At 73.5% G+C, this 20083-nt stretch carries 18 protein-coding genes; 5 read left to right on the top strand and 13 right to left on the bottom strand.

Annotated elements, in window-relative coordinates; translation table 11 throughout:
- Nucleotides 1–75: 75 nt before the first annotated feature.
- Nucleotides 76–336 carry a 30S ribosomal protein S20 gene (gene rpsT, locus AC1DXT_RS16605; RefSeq protein WP_056090174.1) on the top strand — a complete coding sequence of 87 codons (261 nt, stop codon included), beginning with the start codon at nucleotides 76–78 and terminating at the stop codon, nucleotides 334–336.
- 134 nt (nucleotides 337–470) lie between these two features.
- Here the strand turns inward: rpsT and AC1DXT_RS16600 are convergent, their stop codons facing one another.
- Nucleotides 471–1793 carry a helix-turn-helix domain-containing protein gene (locus AC1DXT_RS16600; RefSeq protein WP_477062409.1) on the bottom strand — a complete coding sequence of 441 codons (1323 nt, stop codon included), beginning with the start codon at nucleotides 1791–1793 and terminating at the stop codon, nucleotides 471–473.
- Nucleotides 1794–1885: 92 nt separating this feature from the next.
- Nucleotides 1886–2029, bottom strand: a complete 144-nt coding sequence (locus AC1DXT_RS16595; protein ID WP_477062408.1) for a hypothetical protein — start codon at nucleotides 2027–2029, stop codon at nucleotides 1886–1888.
- A 210-nt stretch (nucleotides 2030–2239) separates the two neighbouring features.
- Here AC1DXT_RS16595 and AC1DXT_RS16590 point away from each other — a divergent pair, with 210 nt between their 5' ends.
- Together AC1DXT_RS16590 and AC1DXT_RS16585 are read left to right on the top strand one after the other, a co-directional pair.
- Nucleotides 2240–2968, top strand: a complete 729-nt coding sequence (locus tag AC1DXT_RS16590; protein ID WP_477062407.1) for an EAL and HDOD domain-containing protein — start codon at nucleotides 2240–2242, stop codon at nucleotides 2966–2968.
- Nucleotides 2969–3055: 87 nt separating this feature from the next.
- The gene (locus AC1DXT_RS16585; RefSeq protein WP_477062406.1) at nucleotides 3056–3679 is read left to right on the top strand and encodes an EAL domain-containing protein; all 624 of its coding nucleotides are present in this window, start codon (nucleotides 3056–3058) and stop codon (nucleotides 3677–3679) included.
- Between the two features lie 9 nt (nucleotides 3680–3688).
- Here the strand turns inward: AC1DXT_RS16585 and holA are convergent, their stop codons facing one another.
- The 5 genes from holA to leuS all read right to left on the bottom strand — a co-directional run bounded on the left by holA (nucleotide 3689) and on the right by leuS (nucleotide 11296).
- Complete coding sequence (gene holA, locus AC1DXT_RS16580; RefSeq protein ID WP_477062405.1) at nucleotides 3689–4708, bottom strand: DNA polymerase III subunit delta; 1020 nt, start codon at nucleotides 4706–4708, stop codon at nucleotides 3689–3691.
- A gap of 19 nt (nucleotides 4709–4727) precedes the next feature.
- Entirely contained in the window at nucleotides 4728–6248 is a 1521-nt protein-coding gene (locus tag AC1DXT_RS16575) for a ComEC/Rec2 family competence protein (protein ID WP_477062404.1), read from the bottom strand.
- A complete protein-coding gene (locus AC1DXT_RS16570) occupies nucleotides 6245–6988 on the bottom strand; it encodes a ComEA family DNA-binding protein (protein ID WP_477062403.1) in 744 nt (247 codons plus the stop codon). Before AC1DXT_RS16570 ends, AC1DXT_RS16575 begins: the two co-directional genes overlap by 4 nt.
- A 454-nt stretch (nucleotides 6989–7442) precedes the next feature.
- Nucleotides 7443–8402: a DegV family protein gene (locus AC1DXT_RS16565; RefSeq protein WP_477062402.1), complete on the bottom strand. Its 960-nt coding sequence runs from the start codon at nucleotides 8400–8402 to the stop codon at nucleotides 7443–7445.
- Between the two features lie 5 nt (nucleotides 8403–8407).
- Nucleotides 8408–11296, bottom strand: coding sequence for a leucine--tRNA ligase (gene leuS / locus AC1DXT_RS16560; RefSeq protein WP_477062401.1), 2889 nt, complete (start codon nucleotides 11294–11296; stop codon nucleotides 8408–8410).
- Between the two features lie 78 nt (nucleotides 11297–11374).
- On the opposite strand from leuS, the gene AC1DXT_RS16555 reads away from it, so the two are divergent.
- Nucleotides 11375–13120, top strand: a complete 1746-nt coding sequence (locus tag AC1DXT_RS16555) for a helicase HerA-like domain-containing protein (protein WP_477062400.1) — start codon at nucleotides 11375–11377, stop codon at nucleotides 13118–13120.
- On the opposite strand, the gene AC1DXT_RS16550 is transcribed toward AC1DXT_RS16555, so the two are convergent.
- From AC1DXT_RS16550 to AC1DXT_RS16530, 5 genes are all read right to left on the bottom strand, one after another.
- The gene (locus tag AC1DXT_RS16550) at nucleotides 13058–14290 is read right to left on the bottom strand and encodes an MFS transporter (RefSeq protein ID WP_477062399.1); all 1233 of its coding nucleotides are present in this window, start codon (nucleotides 14288–14290) and stop codon (nucleotides 13058–13060) included. The genes AC1DXT_RS16555 and AC1DXT_RS16550 overlap by 63 nt on opposite strands.
- An 86-nt stretch (nucleotides 14291–14376) precedes the next feature.
- Nucleotides 14377–15054: a metal-dependent transcriptional regulator gene (locus AC1DXT_RS16545; RefSeq protein WP_477062398.1), complete on the bottom strand. Its 678-nt coding sequence runs from the start codon at nucleotides 15052–15054 to the stop codon at nucleotides 14377–14379.
- Nucleotides 15055–15079: 25 nt separating this feature from the next.
- Nucleotides 15080–16651 carry a D-alanyl-D-alanine carboxypeptidase family protein gene (locus AC1DXT_RS16540; RefSeq protein WP_477062397.1) on the bottom strand — a complete coding sequence of 524 codons (1572 nt, stop codon included), beginning with the start codon at nucleotides 16649–16651 and terminating at the stop codon, nucleotides 15080–15082.
- Nucleotides 16652–16718: 67 nt separating this feature from the next.
- Nucleotides 16719–18341: a metallophosphoesterase family protein gene (locus AC1DXT_RS16535; protein WP_477062396.1), complete on the bottom strand. Its 1623-nt coding sequence runs from the start codon at nucleotides 18339–18341 to the stop codon at nucleotides 16719–16721.
- A 30-nt stretch (nucleotides 18342–18371) separates the two neighbouring features.
- Nucleotides 18372–19148: an LLM class F420-dependent oxidoreductase gene (locus tag AC1DXT_RS16530; protein ID WP_477062395.1), complete on the bottom strand. Its 777-nt coding sequence runs from the start codon at nucleotides 19146–19148 to the stop codon at nucleotides 18372–18374.
- A 110-nt stretch (nucleotides 19149–19258) separates the two neighbouring features.
- Between AC1DXT_RS16530 and AC1DXT_RS16525 the strand changes: the two genes are divergently transcribed.
- On the top strand, nucleotides 19259–19627 hold the full coding sequence (locus AC1DXT_RS16525; protein ID WP_477062394.1) for a VOC family protein: 369 nt from the start codon (nucleotides 19259–19261) through the stop codon (nucleotides 19625–19627).
- Here the strand turns inward: AC1DXT_RS16525 and AC1DXT_RS16520 are convergent.
- Complete coding sequence (locus AC1DXT_RS16520) at nucleotides 19614–20051, bottom strand: MarR family winged helix-turn-helix transcriptional regulator (protein ID WP_477062393.1); 438 nt, start codon at nucleotides 20049–20051, stop codon at nucleotides 19614–19616. The genes AC1DXT_RS16525 and AC1DXT_RS16520 overlap by 14 nt on opposite strands.
- Nucleotides 20052–20083: the final 32 nt, after the last annotated feature.

The raw sequence follows: 20083 nt of genomic DNA, 5'->3' as shown, positions 1-20083 counted from the left end.
GCCCTAGTCCCGGAGCTGTGCGCCGCCCTCTAGACCTGTCAGATCGCTTCGGCGAACGCACAAGAGAGTCCACACGTGGCCAACATCAAGTCCCAGATCAAGCGCATCACCACCAACGAGAAGGCGCGCCTGCGCAACAAGGCGGTGAAGTCCGAGCTCAAGACGCACATCCGTCGCGTCCGTGAGGCTGTCGCCGGTGGCAACAAGGAGGCCGCTTCGACGGCCCTCGTCGAGGCGTCGCGCAAGCTCGACAAGGCTGTCTCGAAGGGTGTCATCCACGAGAACCAGGCCGCCAACAAGAAGTCGGCGCTGGCGAAGTCGGTCGGCGCGCTCTGACCGTCCGCTGAGCTGGTCGGGGCTGGTCATCGACCAGCTCTGACCGCCGGCCGGGTGGCATCAGCCGCCGTGAGCAACAGTGAAGGCGTCACCCCCCCTGCGGGGTGACGCCTTCGCTGTTCTCCGACCGTCGATCAGGTCAGCGACCAGGTCTCCCAGGAGCTGAGCGGGATCGTCGGACGGAAGCCTGCCTCACGCAGCGCACGGTCGTACGCCTGCGCGGCCGCCGCACTGTCGCCGTGCATGGCGTACCGGTCGCCCAGGTCACGCCACGCAGACGCGGACTGGCGGGACGCGGACATCATCCCGAGCAGGTCCGCCGCGGACTCGTACGCGCGCGCCGCGCCCACGACGTCACCCCGAGCGTGCAGGGCGTCGCCACGGGAGAGCTGCGCGAACGCGGTCTCCAGACGCGGCGGGTCACCCAGGCGCTCAAGAGCCGCGACCGCGAACCGCTCCGCGGCGTCGATGTCACCGAGCAGCAGGTGCGCACGGGACCGCTCGACGTCGGTGCGCGACAGGTCGAGCTCGGAACCCAGCACTGCGAGGCCGGGAGCAGCGCGCTCGATCTGGTCCAGGGCTCCGCGCGGGTCCACCGGGTCGGAGCGCAGCAGGAGCCACGCGTAGTTGAGCCGGAGCCGGGGCAGGTCACGGTCGGCCTCACCCTCGGACAGCAGGGCGAGCGCACGCTCCGTGTAGCGCTGCGCGAGCTCGTAGTCGCGGCGCTGCTCGGCGACGAGAGCCGCGTTCCAGTAGACGCTGCCGCGCCCCCGGGGCGTGCCCAACGACTCCGCGAGCCGCACCAGCTCGGCCGCCCGGTGGGTGGCGTAGAGGAGGTCACCACGCTCGACGTAGGCCCACAGGACGGTCGAGGCGAGGCGCAGGTGCTCGTCGGTCCCGCTCAGGTCCGCGGCCTCGAGCTCGTCGAGCGTCCGCTCGCCCACCTCGACGCTGCGGTGCAGGTCACCGGCCTCGAGGTACGACGCCACCAGCTCGTTGGCCAGCTTGGCCGACTCCACGTGGTGGGTACGCGCCCGCGAGTCGGCGAGGAGCGGCTCCAGGATGGCCACGGACGACTCGAGGTCACCGAGCACCTCGAAGGCGTGGGCCAACGTGGTCAGCGCCTCGACGCGGACGGCCGGCGACACGATCTCGAGGTCGAGCGACTCCAACCGACGCCTGGCCCCGGGGGCGTCGCCCTGGGTCATGTCGAGCTTGGCGTAGTCGATCTCGAGGCGCGTGCGCGCCTCGTTGGGACCGTCCTCACCGTGCTTCAGGTACTCGAGGGTCGTGCCCAGGCGGGTGGCCAGCACGGCGAGCGCGGAGTCGGTCGGTTCACGATGACCCGCCTCGATCAGAGAGATGTAGCTGGGGGAGAACGCGGACCCCGCGAGCGAGGTCTGGGACAACCCAGCAGCGATCCGGGCCTCGCGTACCCGGTCAGCAATCGTGGTCATGGTCAGTCATTGTATGTGTGACGTCCCCCGGTTGCACCACCCCCCGCGGAGGCGGCGTGTCTGTGCCTCCGCTGTGCACCCGGGGAGGACGGTCAGTTGAGCGTGATCCTGCAGCAGCCGCTGGCGCCTCCCGAGTTCGTCGAGTCGCTGCTGTCGGCGATCGCCGACGTCGGTGCGAGTGCGAATGACCCGATCACCGCGAGGATCACGAGAGCGGTCTTGATCGGTCTGGGCATGAGGGGTGCTCCTTCACTGGAAGACGGTTCGGGTGGTGCCCATGATGACGTGCGGATTGCCGGGTGTCTCCCACTACCCACCGGTCCGGCCCTGAACGGGTGAATGTTCAGGGGTCGAGCAACTCCGCGAGCAGCGGTGGGACGACACCTCAGAAATTCCACCCGCACCTCATCGGTTCACAGCGTAGATCTTGTGGTGTCATAGATCCCATGACACCGGACGAAGCCGACGGGCGGCTCGCGCAACTTGCGGCTGCGGTGGAGGACGCCATCCCTCTTGCCCTCCGGCACGAGTGGGCGCAGCGGATCTCCGCCGAGCCGGTGCTGGTCGCGCGACAGGGGATCTTCTCCGAGCACGGCCGACCGTTCGCCTACCAGCTGTCGTTCCGTTCGCCGGACCAGCACACCGCCGCCGCGATGTCGTGGAGCTCCCACCAGCACGAGCGGGCCACGGCCCACGTCTTCGGTGCCACGTTCGGACGCGCGGACCTCGAGCACGTCGCCAACGGCCGGCTGCTGTTCGTGCGGTGCCCGCGGGCCTACCTGGTGGGAGACCTGCCCATCCCCCGGCGCCCCGACCGCCTGGTGATCGAGGTGAACGACGCCGTCACCGTGGACGCCGCGGTGCTGTCGGGCATCCGGCGGCTGCGCGAAGAAGGCTTCCGCATCGCGGTCCCGTCCTTCGTGAGCAACCCGAACCAGCGGCGCCTGCTCCCCCACGCCGACTTCGTCAAGATCGACGTGCGGGACCTCGACGTCGAGGGTCCGCCGGTGGTTCATCTCGCCCGGTCGTACGGTGCCCTGCTCATCGCCGAGTACGTGGAGAGCCCCGACACCTTGCGGCACGCCCGCGACCTCGGCTTCACCCTGTTCCAGGGGAACCTGCTCGAGCGCGCCGGAGTCCTCGACCGCGCCGGCGCACGCCGCGTGAGCCTTTAGGCCCTTGCGCCGCCCGGTCCGTGACAGCCCGTTGCTCCGGTCGGGTGAATGGCGTCATAGACCGGATGCACGACGCTCTCATCCGGTGTGACCGCGCCCGTCGTCTCCCCCGCCGTCCCGTCTCGGCTGCCGATCGCGCGCCAGCCGATCTGGACCGCGGACGGCCGGCTGTTCGGCAACGAGTTCCTGTACCGGTCCCGTGACGGCCTGCCCGCACAGGTGGACCGGTGGCACTCCGACCGCCAGGACGTGGCCACGGCCTCCGTGCTCGACGTCCTCTTCGGCGACGGACCACCGGCGGCGACCTCGCTCGCCTTCGTGAATGTCACCCGCTCGTTCCTGGTCGACAACCGCCGGCTCCCGGCCCACGCCGGGCGGCTCGTGCTCGAGATCGTCGAGTCCGTGACCGTCGACGACGAGGTGCTGGCGGGCCTGCAGCGGTTGCGCTCACGCGGGTACCGGATCGCGATCGACGACTTCTCGGCCGCGCCGGACCAGGTGGCGATGATGCCGTATGCCGACTTCGTGAAGATCGACTGCCGCGACGTGCACCGCCAGGGGGCCGCGCTCGTGGAGCTCGGGCGGCGCCACGGGGCCCTGCTCGTGGCCGAGCGGGTGTCCGACGCCGCACTCGTCGACGAGTGTCGCGCGTGGGGCTTCGACCTGTTCCAGGGCGACGTGCTGGGCCCGGCGATCACGCTGCGCGACTAGGGCCGACGCTCAGCTCCCGACGGCTCCCGCGACGCGAAGGACGGCTCGCTCGACTGCGAACTGCGGGTCACGCCCCTCGCCCTTGACCTCGGCGTCCGCCTGCGCGACGGCCGAGATGGCGCTCGCCAGACCCTCCGGGGTCCAGCGGCGCAGCTCCGACATCGCGCGGTCGGTCTGCCACGGTGCGAGCCCGAGGTCCCGGACCGCACCCGCCCCGCGACCGCGCACGGCCGCGACCTTGGCCAGCACCCGCAGCTTGGCGGCGAGCGCCGCGACGATGGGCACGGGGTCCACCCCGGTCGCGAGCGCGTGCCGGAGCAACGACACCGCCTGCCCCGTCTGCCCGGCGACCGCTGCGTCAGCGACCCGGAACCCGGTCGCCTCGATGCGCCCGCCGTAGTAGCGCTCGACCACGTCGGGCCCGATCAGGCCGGTGGTGTCCGCGACGAGCTGTGCGCACGACGACGCGAGCTCGCGCAGGTCGCTGCCGACCGCGTCGACCAGAGCACGCACGGCCTGGGCGTCCGCACGACGACCCGCTCGTCGAAGCTCGGCGGTGACGAAGGCGCTCTTGTCGCCGTCGGACTTGATCACGTCGCACGCCACCGTCGGCACTCCCGAGGCGCGGAGCGCGTCCAGCAGCTTCTTGCCGCGCTGGCCGCCGGCGTGGCGCAGGACCAGCACGACGTCGGCGGGGGGCGCGACGAGGTAGCCGGTGACGTCGCTCAGCAGGTCGTCCGTCGCTCGCTCGAGGCCGTCGACCACGACGACCTTGTCCTCGGCGAACAGCGACGGGCTGGACACCACCCCGAGCGTGCCCACCGTGTAGTCGGCGGCGTCGATCCGCGTGACCTCGACCCCGGGGTCGGCGGCGCGGGCGAGGGCGACCACGCGGTCGACCGCACGATCGGCGAGCAGGCCCTCGGCGCCGCTGACCAGGAGGACCGGGGCCAGCTCGAGCGCTTCCCAGGAGACGCCGACCGTGCCGCGGGTGGCGCGGGAGGCGGGTCGACGGGTAGCGGGGGGCACGCGCACAGCCTGCCAGATGTCACCCACGCCCCGACGCGCGGCGGACCACGAGGAGTCGGAGGGCGCACGCGCCCGCCGCGGTCAGGAGGACGACTCCGGCCCAGCCCGGCAGCCACGCGACCTGCGCGCCCGGCGCCGCGGCCGCAGCTCGGGCGACCGCGCCGATCCACCAGCACGCCGCCCCGGCCCCGAGGGACAGGACCTGCGCACCGTCACCCCACCACGGCGCGACGCAGCCGGCGACCAGGCCGAGCACCGTGGCCGGCGCGATGGCCGGCGCCACCAGCACGTTCGCCGGGACGGCGTAGAGCGCGACGGTGGGGGTCAGCAGCAGGATCACCGGCGCGCAGACCAGCTGCGCGGCGACCGGCAGGGCGAGCGCGGTGGCGACCGGACGGCCGCACCACGGCGCCCAGCGCTCGGCGAGCGGACCGCCCAGCAGCACGAGACCGCCGGTGGCGAGCACGGAGAGCACGAAGCCGAGCTCGGCCGCCAGCCACGGGTCCGCGACGAGCAGCACCACGACGGTCGCCGCGAGGGCCGCCGGTGCGCGGTGCGGGCGGCCCAGCAGGATCCCGAGCACGGCGACCAGCCCCATCGTGGCGGCGCGGAGCACGCTCGGCGACGGGTGCACGACGAGGACCATGCCGGCCATGGCCGCGACGGTCAGGCCGACTCGCGCCGCCCGAGGGAGCCGGAGCGTGGACGCGAGAGCGAGCACGAGCGCAGCGACCAGGGAGAAGTGGGCGCCCGACACGGCGGTCACGTGCGTCAGCCCGGCCGTGCGCAGCGCGGCGGTCAGGTCGGCGGGGACGGCGGAGGTGTCGCCGACCGTCACCCCGGCGAGGAGCGCCCCGGCGTCACCCGGGAGCCGCGCCGCGAGCGCACCGACGCCGTCCCGGAACACCCCGGCGGCGACGTCCGACCCGGCTGGTGGCCGGACCACCTCGGGTGCGCCGCTGCTCAGCAGCACCGCCACGGTCCTGCTCCCGGGCTCCGCCGGACGCACCCGTCCGGCGCCGGAGACACGCGCGCCGTAGGGCACGTCGGCCCAGGACGAGGGGCCGAGCACGAGCACCCTGCCGATCGCGCCGGACGTCCGGCCGCCCGCGGTGACGCGGTCCACGGCGAGCAGGCACCGCACGCGCTCGGGGGCACCGGGCCAGGCGGGCGGCACCACCGTCGGCTCGGCGACCACCGTACCGGCGACCTGTCCCACGGACCCCTCGCGCGCGAGGACCGGGAGCAGGCCCTCGGTGCGAGCGGCCGACTGGCCGGCGCCCGCACCCAGCACCGCCGAGCCCGCGACCAGCGCCAGTGCGAGCACGGGGCCGAGCACCTGGAGCCGCCGTCCGGCCCGGCCGACCACGAGGGCGCCGACCACGAGGGTGAGGCCGACGGCGGCACCCGTCCGGGCCGCGTCCGGAGAGATCCGGACGACCAGCAGCGCGGCGATCCAGGCGGCGACGGCGGCGGGGACGAGCCGGATGTCGACCGTGAGCGGCGGGTCGCTGTCCTCGTCCGGCTCGGGCGTGGTCACACCCGCACCAGCTCACGCAGCCGTTCGAGCAGGGTCGGGCCGATGCCGGCGACGTCGGCGAGCTCGTCGACCGAGGTGAACGGTCCCTTCTCGCGGTGCGCGACGATCCGCCCTGCCAGCACCGGGCCGATGCCGGGCAGCGCGTCGAGCGCGGCCTCGTCCGCACCGTTGAGGTCGAGCAGCTCGTCCGCGCCGGACGGAACCGCCGCCGTCGCGGGCTGCTCGCCGGGCCGCGGGACGGCGATCTGCTCGCCGTCCACGAGCAGCCGCGCCAGGTTGAGGGCGCTCAGCTGGGCGTCGGCGCCGGCACCACCGGCCGCGGCGATCGCGTCGACCACCCGCGAACCCTCTGCCAGCCGGACCACGCCGGGTGCGTTCACCGCCCCCACCACGTCGACCACCACCTCGGTGGGAACGTCCGTCGGACGGGCGCCCGTCGCGCTCGGTGCCGGGACAGGGAGCACGACCGCGGGACCCGGCGCGACGGACGCCGCACGGAGCGCCACACCGCCTGCCACCAGGAGAACGACGGCCCCTGCCGCGGCCGCGAGCCGCCACGAGACCGTCCACCGGAGGCGGCGACGAGGTGCCGGCGCGCGAGCGATCGGGTCCCCGTGCGCGGTGGCGTACCCGGCCGCCGCGACGTGCAGTGCAGCGGTCGTCCGCGGGGTCGGTTCCGACGTGGCCCGGTCGGGCGCCGGGTCCCGCGCGGCCGGACCGGGCACAGCGTCGTCCGGCACGGCCGGACCGGGCACAGCGTCGTCCGGCACAGCCGGACCAGGCACATCGTCGTCCGGCACAGCCGGACCAGGCACAGCGTCGTCCGGCACAGCCGGACCGGACGTGGCGTCCGACGCCGCCGGGCGGGGCGCAGGAGCCGCCGCCGCCGCGGCGACGACGTCGTCTGTCCGTGCCGAGACGGGACGTGGGACCCACCCGGACGACCGGGGTGGTGCAGCCACGTCCGGGAGGGCGGGCCGACCGCTCGTGGCGGCCGGCGGCGGGCGTGGAGGTTCGGCCGACGAGCGAGGCGCGGTCAGTGCGGTCAGCCGACGCCGGGTGGTCCGGGAGAGGTCACGGTCACGGCGTCGCACCCGCCGAACCTAGGGTCGCCACCACGCTCGGGGGCGCGGCATCGACGGGCTGTGCCTGTCCGGTCGGCGGGTCCGGGCTGTGGGCGGTTCGAAGAGCGCGTCAGGCGTCGGCGACGACGATCGCCAGCAGACCGGGACCGGCGTGCGCGGCGAGCACCGCGCCGGACTCGCACACGACCGTCTCCACGATCCGCTCCCCGCCCGCCGCGGTGAGCTCGTCGGCCAGCGTCGCGGCGATCTCCGGCTGCCCCAGGTGCTGCACCGCGATCCTGGCGTGCGGACGTCGGGCGAGGTCGGCGACGGCGAGCGCGACCAGCCGGTCCCGTGCCGCCCGTCGCGTCCGCACCTTCTCCAGCACCTCGAGGGCACCGTCCTGCAGCGAGAGGATCGGGCGCAGGCCGAGCACGATGCCGAACGCCGTCGCCGGCATGCTCAACCGCCCACCCCTGCGCAGATGCTCGAGCGAGTCCACGAGGAACCAGACCCGCGTCGACGAGGCGACCGACCGCCCCCGGTCTGCGACGTCGGCGCCGGTCGGCAGCGACGGCTCGGCACGCCCCCTGGCCTGCCACCACGCGCGCGCGGCGCCGAGCGGACCGGACGGAGGGACTACGGCCGGCCGCGGAGGACCGATGGAGAACCGCGCCGCGTCGAGCACCGCGAAGCCCAGCGCCATGGCGACCACTGCCGAGTCGACCACGTGGACGGTCACGGGAGCGGCCTCCGCGGCGAGCTGCGCGGCCCGGACCGTCCCGGACAGCTCGCCAGAGAGGTGCATCGAGACGATCTCGCGCGCACCGGACGCCGCGGCCCGGTCGTAGGCCGCCGCGAACGCCGCGGGTGACGGCTGGGACGTCGACACCTTGGCGCCCCTGGTCAGCGCGGCGAGCAGCTCCCCCGGGGTCAGGTCGACGCCCTCGATGTGCCGCACGCCGTCCACCACGACGTCCAGCGGGACGACGCCGATGCCCCACCGCTCGGCCGCGCCCTCGGGCAGCGTCGCCGTGGAGTCGGTGACGATCGCGACCGACGGCTGCTCGGGCGGGCGGCGGCCGGGCATGCCGGTCAGGCCGGGACGACGTTGACGAGCTTCGGGGCCCGGATGATCACGGTGCGGATCCCCCGGCCGTCGAGGGCGCGCTGGACACCGACGTCCGCCAGGGCCAGCTCGCGCAGCTCGTCGTCGGACACGCCGGGGGCGACCTCGGCGCGACCGCGGACCTTGCCCTGCACCTGGAAGATGCACGTGACCGTGTCCTCCACCAGGTATGCCGGGTCCGCCACCGGGAACGGCTCGTAGGCGAGCGACCGGTCGTGGCCCAGCCGCGACCACAGCTCCTCGGCGACGTGGGGGGCCACGGGCGCGGTCATGAGGACGAGCGGCTCGATCGCCGCGCGCGGCGTCGTCGGCAACGTCGTCAGGTGGTTGTTGAGCACGATCAGGCGCGAGATCGCCGTGTTCACCCGCATGGCCGCCATGTCCGCGGTGACGTCCGCGATCGCGTGGTGCAGCACCCGCAGCGTCTGCTCGGAAGGCGCCTCGTCCGACACGACGGTGGCGCCGGTGCCCTCGTCGACGACGTTGCGCCACAGCCGCTGCAGGAACCGCTGCGAGCCGACGACCGCACGGGTCTCCCACGGACGGGAGAGGTCCAGCGGCCCCATCGACATCTCGTACACGCGCAGGGTGTCGGCGCCGTACTCGGCGTACATGTCGTCGGGCGTCACCATGTTCTTCAGCGACTTGCCCATCTTCCCGTACTCGCGGTCGACGGGCTGGCCCTGCCAGCTGAAGCCGGTCGCGGACGCGGCGTCCTCCACGACCTCCTCGGCCGGGACATACACGCCGCGCGCGTCGGTGTAGGCGTACGCCTGGATGTAGCCCTGGTTGAACAGCTTGTGGAACGGCTCGCCACTGGCCACGTGGCCCAGGTCGTGCAGGACCTTGTGCCAGAACCGCGCGTACAGCAGGTGCAGGACCGCGTGCTCCACGCCGCCGACGTACAGGTCGACGCCGCCGATGGAGTCGGGCTTCTGCTCCCCGTGGCCCGGGCCCATCCAGTACTGCTCCAGGGCGGGGTCCACCAGCAGCGCGTCGTTGGTCGGGTCCAGGTAGCGCAGGTAGTACCAGCACGAGCCGGCCCAGTTGGGCATGGTGTTGGTGTCCCGGCGGTACTGCTTCGGGCCGTCGCCGAGGTCGAGCGTGACGTTCACCCAGTCCTCGTTGCGGCCCAGCGGCGGCTCCGGGGTGGAGTGCGCGTCGTCCGGGTCGAACGTGCGCGGCGAGTAGTCGGGCACCTCCGGCAGGTTCACCGGCAGCGCCGACTGCGGGACGGCCAGCGGCAGGTCGTGCTCGTCGTAGACGATCGGGAACGGCTCGCCCCAGTAGCGCTGGCGGCTGAACAGCCAGTCGCGCAGGCGGTAGGTGATGGTGCCCTCGCCCACGCCCTTGGCGGTCAGCCAGTCGGTGATCGCGGCCTTGGCCTCGGCCACGCCGAGCCCGTCCAGGCTGATCTCGTCGTTCGAGGAGTTGATCGCGACGCCCTCGCCGGTGCGCGCGCCCGGCTCGGTGCCCTCGGGGGCGTCGATCGTGTAGACGACCGGCAGCTCCAGCGCCTCGGCGAACGCGAAGTCGCGCACGTCGCCACCCGGGACGGCCATGATCGCGCCGGTGCCGTAGCCCATGAGGACGTAGTCGGCGGTGAACACGGGCAGCAGCTCGCCGTTCACCGGGTTCGCCGCCAGGTGGCCGGTGAACACGCCGGTCTTGCGGCCGGCGTCGGCCTGGCGCTCGACGGCCGTCTTGGCGGCGGTCTCGGCCCGGTAGGACGCGACGGCGTCCACCGGCGTGCGGTGGCCGCCGGTCCACAGGTCCTTGGTGCCGTCGGGCCACGCCGCGGGCACCTCGTCCAGCAGGGGGTGCTCGGGTGCCACGACGACGAACGTGGCACCGAACAGGGTGTCGGGGCGCGTGGTGAACACCTCGACCTGGTCCCCACCCTGCACCGCGAACCGGACGCGGGCACCCGACGAGCGGCCGATCCAGTTGCGCTGCATCGCCTTGACCTTGTCAGGCCAGTCGATGTGCTCCAGGTCGTCGATCAGCCGGTCCGCGTAGGACGTGATGCGCATGTTCCACTGGCGCAGGCTGCGCTGGAACACGGGGAAGTTGCCCCGCTCGGAGCGGCCGTCGGAGGTGACCTCCTCGTTGGCCAGCACCGTGCCCAGCCCGGGGCACCAGTTCACCGGCGTCTCGGACACGTAGGCCAGCCGGTGGGTGTCCAGCACGCGCCGTCGCGCGACCTCGTCCAGGCCCGCCCACTCGTCTCCGCGCGCTCCGGAGTCGTACTCCGCGACCAGGTCCGCGATCGGCCGGGCCCGGCCGACGCCGCCGTCGGGACGCGGCGCGGTCTCGTCGTACCAGGAGTCGAAGATCTGCAGGAAGATCCACTGGGTCCAGCCCACGTAGGCCGGGTCGATCGTCGCGAACGAACGTCGGGGGTCGTGCGCCACGCCCAGGCGCCGCAGCTGCCGCTGCATGACCTCGATGTTCGCCTCCGTGGTCACGCGCGGGTGCTGGCCCGTCTGCACCGCGTACTGCTCGGCGGGCAGACCGAAGGCGTCGAACCCCAGCGCGTGCAGCACGTTGTCGCCCTGCATGCGACGGAACCGGCCGACGACGTCGGTGGCGATGTACCCGAGCGGGTGGCCGACGTGCAGCCCGGCGCCGGAGGGGTACGGGAACATGTCCATGACGAAGAACGCCGGCTGCGCGGGATCCGCGTGCCGGCCGTCACCGTCGGTGAGGTCACCCGTCGGGTTGGCGGCGAAGAACGTGCCGCGGTCCGCCCACGCGTCCTGCCAGCGCAGCTCGATCTCGCGCGCGAGATCGGCGGTGTAGCGGAAGGGAACGTCGTCGGTGGGGGTCGGGGTGGGGGCGTCCTGCGAGGTCACCCGCCGAGTTTACCGACCACCGGTGATCCCGCGGCACGCGGCCGGGTGCGCCCGGGTACACAGCCGTATGCTCCGGTCATGTCGGACAGCACGCCAGGCTCCCCCGCCGATCTCGCCGCCCTCCGTGCCGCAGCAGCCCAGGCGGCCGCCGAGGCGGCGGAGGCGAAGGCCCAGGCTGCCGCGGCAGCACTGGCGGCCGCCGAGGCCGCCGCCGCGCAGGTGAGCCCGGCACCGGCTGCCGTCGACCCGGTGAGCGCCCCGGCCGAGTCGGCCCCGACGACGCTCTCCGAGCACGCCGCACAGATCGCCGCCGGCTACACCTTCGCCGGCCCGATGCTCCCCCTCGGCGCGCTCGTCGAGGACGACGCGGCGCTCCCGCACGTCCCGGTCGGGATCCCCCTGGCGATGATGAACCGGCACGGCCTCGTGGCCGGCGCGACCGGTACGGGCAAGACCAAGACGCTCCAGGTGCTCACCGAGGGCCTGTCCGCGGCCGGCGTCCCTGTGTTCGTCGCGGACATCAAGGGTGACCTGTCCGGGCTCGCCGTCCCGGGCGCGTCGAGCGAGAAGCTCCTGGCCCGCACGTCGAGCCTCGGTCAGGACTGGGTGGCTACGGCGTCGCCCGTCGAGTTCCTGAGCCTGGGCGGGATCGGGACGGGCTCGCCCGTGCGGACCACGGTCACGGACTTCGGGCCGCTGCTGCTGTCCAAGGTCCTGGGCCTGAACGCGACGCAGGAGTCGAGCCTCGGCCTGATCATGCACTGGGCCGACACCCAGGGGCTCGCGCTCCTGGACCTCAAGGACCTGCAGGCCACCATCGCGTACCTGGTCAGCGACGAGGGCAAGCCGCTGCTCAAGGGGATCGGCGGGCTGTCCGCGGCGACCGCCGGGGTCATCCTGCGCGAGATCGTGTCGCTGCAGAGCCAGGGTGCCGACGCCTTCTTCGGGGAGCCGGCGTTCGACGTGTCCGAGCTGCTCAGGACCACCCCCGACGGTCGCGGAGTGGTCAGCGCGCTCGAGCTGCCCGCGGTGCAGGACCGGCCCGCCCTGTTCTCGACGTTCCTCATGTGGCTGCTGGCCGAGCTGTTCCAGGAGCTCCCCGAGGTGGGCGATCCCGACAAGCCCAAGCTCGTGTTCTTCTTCGACGAGGCGCACCTGCTGTTCACGGGTGCGTCGTCGGACTTCCTGACCCAGGTCACGCAGACGGTCCGGCTGATCCGGTCCAAGGGCGTCGGCGTCTTCTTCGTCACCCAGAGCCCGAAGGACGTCCCGGCGGACGTGCTGGGCCAGCTGGGCAACCGCGTGCAGCACGCCCTGCGCGCGTTCACCCCCGACGACGCGAAGGCGCTGCGCTCCGCCGCCCGCACGTTCCCGACCTCCCCCTACGACCTCGAGCAGCTGCTCCAGTCGTTGGGCACCGGCGAGGCCGTGGTCACGGTCCAGTCCGAGCGCGGGACTCCGACACCGGTGGCGTGGACCCGGTTGCGGGCGCCGCAGTCGTCGATGGAGCCGATGCCGGCGGCGAACCTCACCGCCGCCGTCGCCGCGTCACCGCTGTCCGGCCGGTACGCCGTGGCCGTGGACCGGGAGTCCGCGTACGAGCTGCTCGCCGTGCGCGCGCAGAAGGCGCAGGACGCCGCACGGCGCGAGCAGGAGGCCGAGGAGGCGCAGGACCGGGCCGACGAGGCCGCACGCGAGGCACGCCGTTCGGCGCCGCGTCGGTCGACCAGCCGGACGAGCCCGCTGGACAGCCTGCTGCGGTCAGCGGGCACTCAGCTCGGGCGTGAGATCACGCGCACGATCTTCGGCACCCGCCGGCGCTGAGAGCACCGGCGCGGGTCCGCGCCCGAACGCCAGCACGACGACCAGCCCCAGCGCGGTGAGCGCCGCGCCGACCCACGCCGGCGCCAGGTAGCCGAAGCCTCCGGCGATGACCAGCCCGCCGGCGAACGTGCCCGCGGCGTTGCCCAGGTTGAGGGCCGAGTGGCAGAGGGCTGCGCCGAGCGACGGTGCCGCCGGGGACACGTCCATGAGGCGCGTCTGCAGGGACAGCCCGAGCACCTGTGACGTCACGCCCAGCAGGACGAGGGCCAGGACGGCGGGCACCGGGGACGCCCCGACGAGCGCGATGACGACGAGGACGACGATCGTCGCGACCATGCCTCCGATCACCGTCCCCAGAACGGACCGGTCGGCCAGCCGCCCGCCGACCAGGGTCCCGATCGTCATGCCGATCCCGTACAGGGCCAGCACCAGCGGGACGAGGGCGACGTCCAGCCCCGTCACCTCCGTGAGCAGCGGCTTGACGTAGGAGTAGACCGCGAACATCCCCCCGAACCCGATCGCGCCGGCGCCGAACGCGATCCAGAGCCGGCTGTTGCGCAGGGCCGCCAGCTCGGTGCGGACCGTGGTGCCGGCCGGAGACGGCAGCGACGGGGTCCACGCGTGCAGCGCGGCGAGCGTGACCAGGCCGAGCACGCCGACCCCGACGAACGCCCAGCGCCAGCCGACGGCCTGCCCCAGGATCGCCGACAGCGGCACCCCGACCGCGCACGCGACCGTCAGCCCGGCCATCATCGCGGCCACGGCACGGCCCCGCTTCTCCGGCCCGACGACCGCCGTGCCCATGACGGCCCCGACCCCGAAGAACGCCCCGTGCGGCAGCCCGGCGAGGAACCGCGCGACGACGAGCCAGCCCTGCGACGGCGCGAACGCGGACAGGATGTTGCCGACCGTGAACGCGACCATGAGGAGCAGCAGGAGCCGACGCCGGTCGAGCCTGGCCCCCAGCGCCGCGAGCGTCGGGGCGCCGACGACCACGCCGAGCGCGTACGCGGTGATCGCGTGGCCGGCTGTCGGGATCGAGACCGCGAGGTCGTCGGCGATCTCGGGCAGCAGGCCCATCGTCGCGAACTCCGTGGTGCCGATGCCGAACCCGCCGAGGGCGAGGGCGAACAGCGCAGCGCGCGAGCGCGCAGGCGTGAGGGTGACCAACGACGAGCCTCCGGACGAATCGATTCGATCTCGGTGCGGAGTGCGTCGTCGTCAGCTCCGGTGGATGTCGCCCAGCGTACGGGCTGTCAGGCGGCGGGGACCAGCCAGATGGCGCGGGCGGCCACCTCGCCGAGGTCGACCGTGCGCTCGCCGGCCCGCACCGAGATGACGCCGGAGACGGTGCGACGCTCCACCACGGTCAGCGGCGCGTCCAGCACGAGCCCGACCGACTCCAGGTAGCGCAGAAGCTCCGGGTCGGCGTCGGAGATCCTGGCGACCGCCCATCCCCCGGGCTCGACGTCCCACAGCACGCTGGCCGCGGGGATGTCGAGCGACCCGTCGACGCCCGGGATCGGGTCGCCGTGCGGGTCCCGGCGCGGGTGCCCGAGCTGCGCGGCGATGCGCTCGACGAACAGGTCCGAGACCGCGTGCTCGAGCACCTCGGCCTCGTCGTGCACCTCGTCCCAGCCGTAACCGAGCACCTCCACGAGGAACGTCTCGATCAGGCGGTGCCGGCGCACGACCGCGAGCGCGTGCCGCTCGCCGTCCGCCGTGAGCTCGACCGCACCGTACGGCTGGTGCGTGACCAGCCCGCTGTCGGCCAGCCGCCGGACGGTCTCCGACACCGTGGACGCCCCGACGCCGAGGCGCGTGGCCAGCATCTTCGTGGTCACCGGCTGCGTCGACCACTCGCGCGCCGACCACACGACCTTGAGGTAGTCCTGCGTGACGGCGCTCAGCTCGGGGGTCGTCGGCGTGCTCACGCCGTCCAGCCTAGGGCGCCTGCGCTCACCAGCCGTCGACGGACCAGTGCCAGGGCTCGCCCGGCAGGTTCTCGAGCCCGTAGTCGGCGGCGTGCTCGGACAGCCACGCGAACGCGGCCGAGCCGGACCGGAGCACCGAGCCCCCGGTCGTGAAGTCGAGCGCGAGGCCGCGCTCGTGCCGGGACGTCCCCGGCGGTGCGGTCTGCGGCCGGCAGGTGACGATCGTCGGGTCCGCCTCGGTCGGGCTGCAGTTCGCGGCGCGCAGCGCGATCTGCTGGCTCGCGCTGCGCCAGCCCCAGGCGCGCAGCTCGATACCGTCGGCCTGCGCCGCGGTCATCAGCGCGTCGAGCGCGCCGGCGAGGCAGGGGTGGACGCGGACACCGAGACTCGTGACGACGGTGTCGGCCTCGGGGACGGGCTTGGTGACGTCGTCGCAGTCGGTGGCCACCTCGGTCGCGACCATGAGCTCGGCCGGGACGTCGATGCGCCACAGCTCCTGTCCGGTCGACGCACGCAGGAGCAGCGCACCCTCCTCGAGCTCGAGCGTCGCCCCTGGGCTGGCCTCCGTGAGGCTGGTCCACAGCACCGCACCGTCCGCCCCGGTCACCGCCACCGTGCCGTCGTCCCGGACGGCGAGAGCGGCTGCTCCGGGCACCGGCGCGGACCACACGGCCGAGCCGTCGTAGCTCAGGGCGAGCCCGTCCGCCGCGAGCTGCAGTCTCAGGTGGCCGTCCGGCGAGCTCAGCTGCGCACCCGCCTCCAGAGGAGTCCCCGCCACCAGCGACGGAGGACCGAGCACGGTGCCCGTGCTCCACACCGGCGCGCCCGCGACGTCGTAGAGCACGAGGTCTCCGTCGTCCTGGAGCACGAGGGTCGACCCCGGGTTACCCGCGGTCCGGCTGCGCCAGGTCCGGTTGCCGTCCGGGTCGGCGACGACCACGTTGCCGTCCTCGCGCACGGTCAGGGTCGACCCCGGAGTGCCGGCCCCCGTGGACCAGCGGGTCGTCGCGTCCGGGCCGAGGAGGGCAACCGTCCCGTCGTCGAGGACGAGGAGGGTGTGCCGCCCGTCCGGTGAGGAGAGGGCGTCCCCGGGCGCCAGCACGCCGCCCGAGGGGAGGATCGACGGCCGCACGGCCGTGCCGGACTCCCAGACCTGCGCGCCCTGCGGGTCGAGCACCACCAGGTCGCCGTCGTCCTGCAGCACCAACGTCGAGCCCGCGCTCGCGGGCGCGTCCGGTTGCCAGCTGACCGAGCCGTCCGGCCTGGTCAGCGCGATGGCGCCGTCCTCACCGACCCTCAGCAGCGATCCCGGGCTCGGGGGGCCGGACACCCAGCGGGGGTCCGGCTCGGCACCGAAGAGGGCAAGAACCCCGTCGGGCTGGACCACCAGGGTCTGCGACCCGTCGGCCGACACCAGGCCCTCGCCGGGAGCGAGCACCTCGCCCGGGCGCAGCTCGGCCTCGCCGGGGGCAGCCGACGCGCCGGGTGCCAGCACGACGATGCCCACGAGCACGCAGACGCCGGCCAGGGCGGCACGGAGGGCGGGGTGCGACCGCGCACCCCGCTCCCGGCCGATCGTCGTCGAGGCCCGGACCATGCACCCTCCCGCGCGCGTCCGAGGCTCCGCTCGCGCGCAACTCCACCCTAGGCCCGCGTGACGCGGATCACACGGGTGAAGGCGTCGCGCGGTTGCCCGGCTCCGTGGGCACCGCCGGCGTCACGGGCCACCGCAGGCGCGAGGTGACCGAGACCGTCGTGTCGGGCCGCACCTGCACCAGCTGGTAGTCGAGGAACCGGCGCGTCTCGGGGTCCCAGCGCAGCACGGTCAGCTCCGCGACGCCGTGCAGCGGGCCGACCGTCGCCTGACCCAGGGTGGCGCCCGCCGTGCTCGAGCTGATGTAGCGCACCCCCCGACCGACCCGCTCCGGGCCGTAGCGACGATGCAGGTGGCCGGAGATCTGCGCCGGGACGCAGCCGTTCTCCAGAGCGGCCTGGCCGACGGCCGGCGTGTGGATGAGCAGCAGGTCGACGCCGTCGGAGTCGTCGCAGGCGACGTCCGCGAGCCGGTCGGCCACGTCCGACGACGACTCCGTCCCCGCCTGGGCGGTCCCGCCGGCCCCGACGCGCGTCTCGTTCGCGTCTCCGTCGCCGAGGATGCGCAGGCCGTCCACCTCGACGACCTCGCCGTCCAGCACCGTGGCGCCGGCGCGCGCGTAGGTCCTCGAGGTCTCCAACGAGTCGTGGTTGCCAGGCGACGTCACCAGCTCCACGCCCGCCGGCACCGCGCGGGCGAACGTGGTGACGCAGTACTGCTCGACCGAGGTCCCGTTGATCGTGGTGTCCCCGGCGTCGAGGACGAGCTCCGCCCCCGAGCGCTCGACGAGCGTGCGGATCAGCGGTGCCATGCCGACGTTGCAGTGCAGGTCGGAGACCACCACGACGGTCAGCAGGCTCGCCTCGTCGGGTCCGGTCCGGCTCGTGCTCGGTGTCGGGTCGTCGCGCTCCGGCACGTCCTGCCGGTCGTCCCAGGCGGCCTCGAGCGAGGCGTTGGCCTCTGCGTAGAACTTCTCGTTCTTGCGCAGCTCCGCCACCACCTGCCCGCCGTACGTGTCGATGACGCCACCGAGCCGTCCGGTCACCCGTGCCCCCTCGAGCGGCGTGCCGTCGAAGACGGCGGACGCCGGCTGCGACACGGACGGCCGGTCCCTGCGCCCGAGGCTGGACGTGAGGGCCGTGGCGACGAGCGCGATCACCGCCACCCCGACCACGGCGGACCGCAGGTGCGGGCGGACGTGATCGTGCAGCTCCGCGCGCCGCGCCCCACCGAGGAGGAACCGCGCCAGGAACCAGCCACCCACGAGGACCGCGAGCGCCAGACCGGTCCGTTCGAGCGCCTGCACGGCCAGCGCACGGGCGACGTCCTGCACCGTCGCCTGCGGGCCGGAGAAGAACTGCAGGTAGCTCTGCAGGTCTCCGCTCAGCGCCTGCAGGGTCCGGGCCTGGTCGAGCTCGGTGACCGACGCCGGGATCTCCTGCACGACGACGCGTACCCCGAGCGTCAACGGCAGCGGCGAGTCGATCTGGAGCGTACCGAGGGGGCCGAGGTCGACCGTCACCGTGTCGTCCGTGGTGACGTCGTAGCGCGCCTCGTGCGGACCGAGGCTGCTCTCGACCGACGCGGTGGAGATCCCGAACGTCAGCGCGACCAGCACGGCTCCGAGGACCAGGAGGGCGCGCGGCCACCATCGTCGCTCGACGCCCCGGTCCGGGCTGCTCGGGTGGCTCATCGCCCCCGAGCCTAGGGCGCGCGGCCCGACTCAGCCCTGCGCGTCGCGCCAGGCGACCCACTCGGCGGCGAGCGAGAGGTCGTAGTCCGGCCCGCTGGTGCCCACCGTGAAGAGCGTTGCACCGGCCGCGACGAGGGCGTCGGCGACCGCGCTCGGCGACGACCCCACACCGACCGAGCGCTCGACCAGCGCGGCCGTGTCGCGGCCGACCTCGGCGCCGTGCTCGTCGAGGATCGCGCTCTTGCGGCTCAGCGTGTGCACGTCCCCGAAGGAGTGCCACACGTCGGCGTGCTCGGCGACGACCCGCAGGGTCTTGCGCTCGCCGCCGCCGCCGATCATCACCGGGATCTCGCGCGTCGGCGTCGGGTTGGACGCCGCCCAGCGGGCCTTGATCCGCGGCATCGCCTGCGCCAGGTCCGCGATCCGCGAGCCCGCGGTGCCGAACTCGTAGCCGAACTGGTCGTAGTCCTTCTCGAACCACCCTGCGCCGATGCCGAGGATCAGCCGGCCTCCGCTGATGTGGTCGACCGTGCGGGCCATGTCCGCCAGCAGCTCGGGGTTGCGGTACGAGTTGCACGTGACCAGCGCGCCGATCTGCACGCGGCTGGTCTGCTCCGCCCACGCGCCGAGCATCGTCCAGCACTCGAAGTGCTTGCCGTCCGGGTCACCCGACAGCGGGAAGAAGTGGTCCCAGTTGAAGATGATGTCGACGCCGAGGTCCTCCGCGCGGCTCACCGCGTCGCGGAGCTGGGCGTAGTCGGCGTGCTGGGGCTGGAGCTGGACTCCGATGCGGATGGGGTGCGTCATGGTGTCGAGCCTACGGACGACACGAGGATCGGACCGTCCGAGCAGCGGACAGCGGCTGACCGCTACTGCGAGGACGCTGGTCGCATGACCTCTCGAAAGGAGTCGCACCGATGGACATGAAGCTGGAGCTCGTCTCGGTCCCCGTGACGGACATCGACCGTGCCAAGGCGTTCTACGTCGACCAGGTCGGGTTCGTGGCCGACCACGACATCCCGGTCGACGAGAACCTGCGGTTCGTGCAGCTCACTCCCCCGGGCTCGGCCTGCTCGATCGTCCTGGACGTGAACATGACGACGATGCCGGCGGGCTCGCAGCAGGGGCTCCAGGTGGTGGTCGTCGACGCCGACGCCGCCTACGAGTACCTGGTGGGCCGGGGGGTCGCCGCCGAGCCGGTGGTCGACTTCCCGTGGGGGCGGTTCACGTTCTTCGCCGACCCCGACGGCAACCGGTGGGCCGTGCAGCAGATCATGCGGGGGTAGGTGCCGTCGCGGTGATCAGCAGCTCCGCCGCCGCACGGATCTGCTCGATCTGCTCCGGCGTGAGGCCCAGGCCCTCGACCATCGCGGCCGGGATCCCGACGGCCGAGGCCCGCATCGCGCGGCCGTCGTCCGTCACGACGATCTCCAGCGCGCGCTCGTCGTCGGTGGCCCGCTCGCGCCGGACGAGTCCCATCGCCTCGAGCCGCTTGACCAGCGGCGAGGCGGTGGCGGGCTCGAGATGGAGCACGGCGGCGAGGTCCTTGAGCGAGAGGCGGCCGTACTGCCACAGGGCGAGCATCGTGAGGTACTGCGGGTGCGTCAGCCCGAGCGGCTCGAGCAGGGGTCGGTAGAACGCGACGAGGCTGCGGGCCGCGGCGGACATGGTCAGGCAGACCTGGGCCTCGACGGCGAGTGGATCGTCCATGCCGCCAGCCTAGATCGTGCGCATATAGTTAG

It is taken from the genome of Cellulomonas sp. P1_G12_2 (genome assembly GCF_056405535.1).
The sequence above is the reverse complement of the archived record's forward strand: the minus strand, read 5'-3'. Positions and strand labels throughout refer to the sequence as shown.

Excerpts from the sequence above, each read along its gene's own strand:
- AC1DXT_RS16600 (WP_477062409.1), bottom strand. The coding sequence starts at position 1,793 with ATGACCACGATTGCTGACCGGGTACGCGAGGCCCGGATCGCTGCTGGG.
- AC1DXT_RS16595 (WP_477062408.1), bottom strand. The coding sequence starts at position 2,029 with ATGCCCAGACCGATCAAGACCGCTCTCGTGATCCTCGCGGTGATCGGG.
- AC1DXT_RS16590 (WP_477062407.1), top strand. The coding sequence starts at position 2,240 with ATGACACCGGACGAAGCCGACGGGCGGCTCGCGCAACTTGCGGCTGCG.
- AC1DXT_RS16565 (WP_477062402.1), bottom strand. The coding sequence starts at position 8,402 with ATGCCCGGCCGCCGCCCGCCCGAGCAGCCGTCGGTCGCGATCGTCACC.
- AC1DXT_RS16555 (WP_477062400.1), top strand. The coding sequence starts at position 11,375 with ATGTCGGACAGCACGCCAGGCTCCCCCGCCGATCTCGCCGCCCTCCGT.
- AC1DXT_RS16540 (WP_477062397.1), bottom strand. The coding sequence starts at position 16,651 with ATGGTCCGGGCCTCGACGACGATCGGCCGGGAGCGGGGTGCGCGGTCG.
- AC1DXT_RS16535 (WP_477062396.1), bottom strand. The coding sequence starts at position 18,341 with ATGAGCCACCCGAGCAGCCCGGACCGGGGCGTCGAGCGACGATGGTGG.
- AC1DXT_RS16530 (WP_477062395.1), bottom strand. The coding sequence starts at position 19,148 with ATGACGCACCCCATCCGCATCGGAGTCCAGCTCCAGCCCCAGCACGCC.
- AC1DXT_RS16525 (WP_477062394.1), top strand. The coding sequence starts at position 19,259 with ATGGACATGAAGCTGGAGCTCGTCTCGGTCCCCGTGACGGACATCGAC.
- AC1DXT_RS16520 (WP_477062393.1), bottom strand. The coding sequence starts at position 20,051 with ATGGACGATCCACTCGCCGTCGAGGCCCAGGTCTGCCTGACCATGTCC.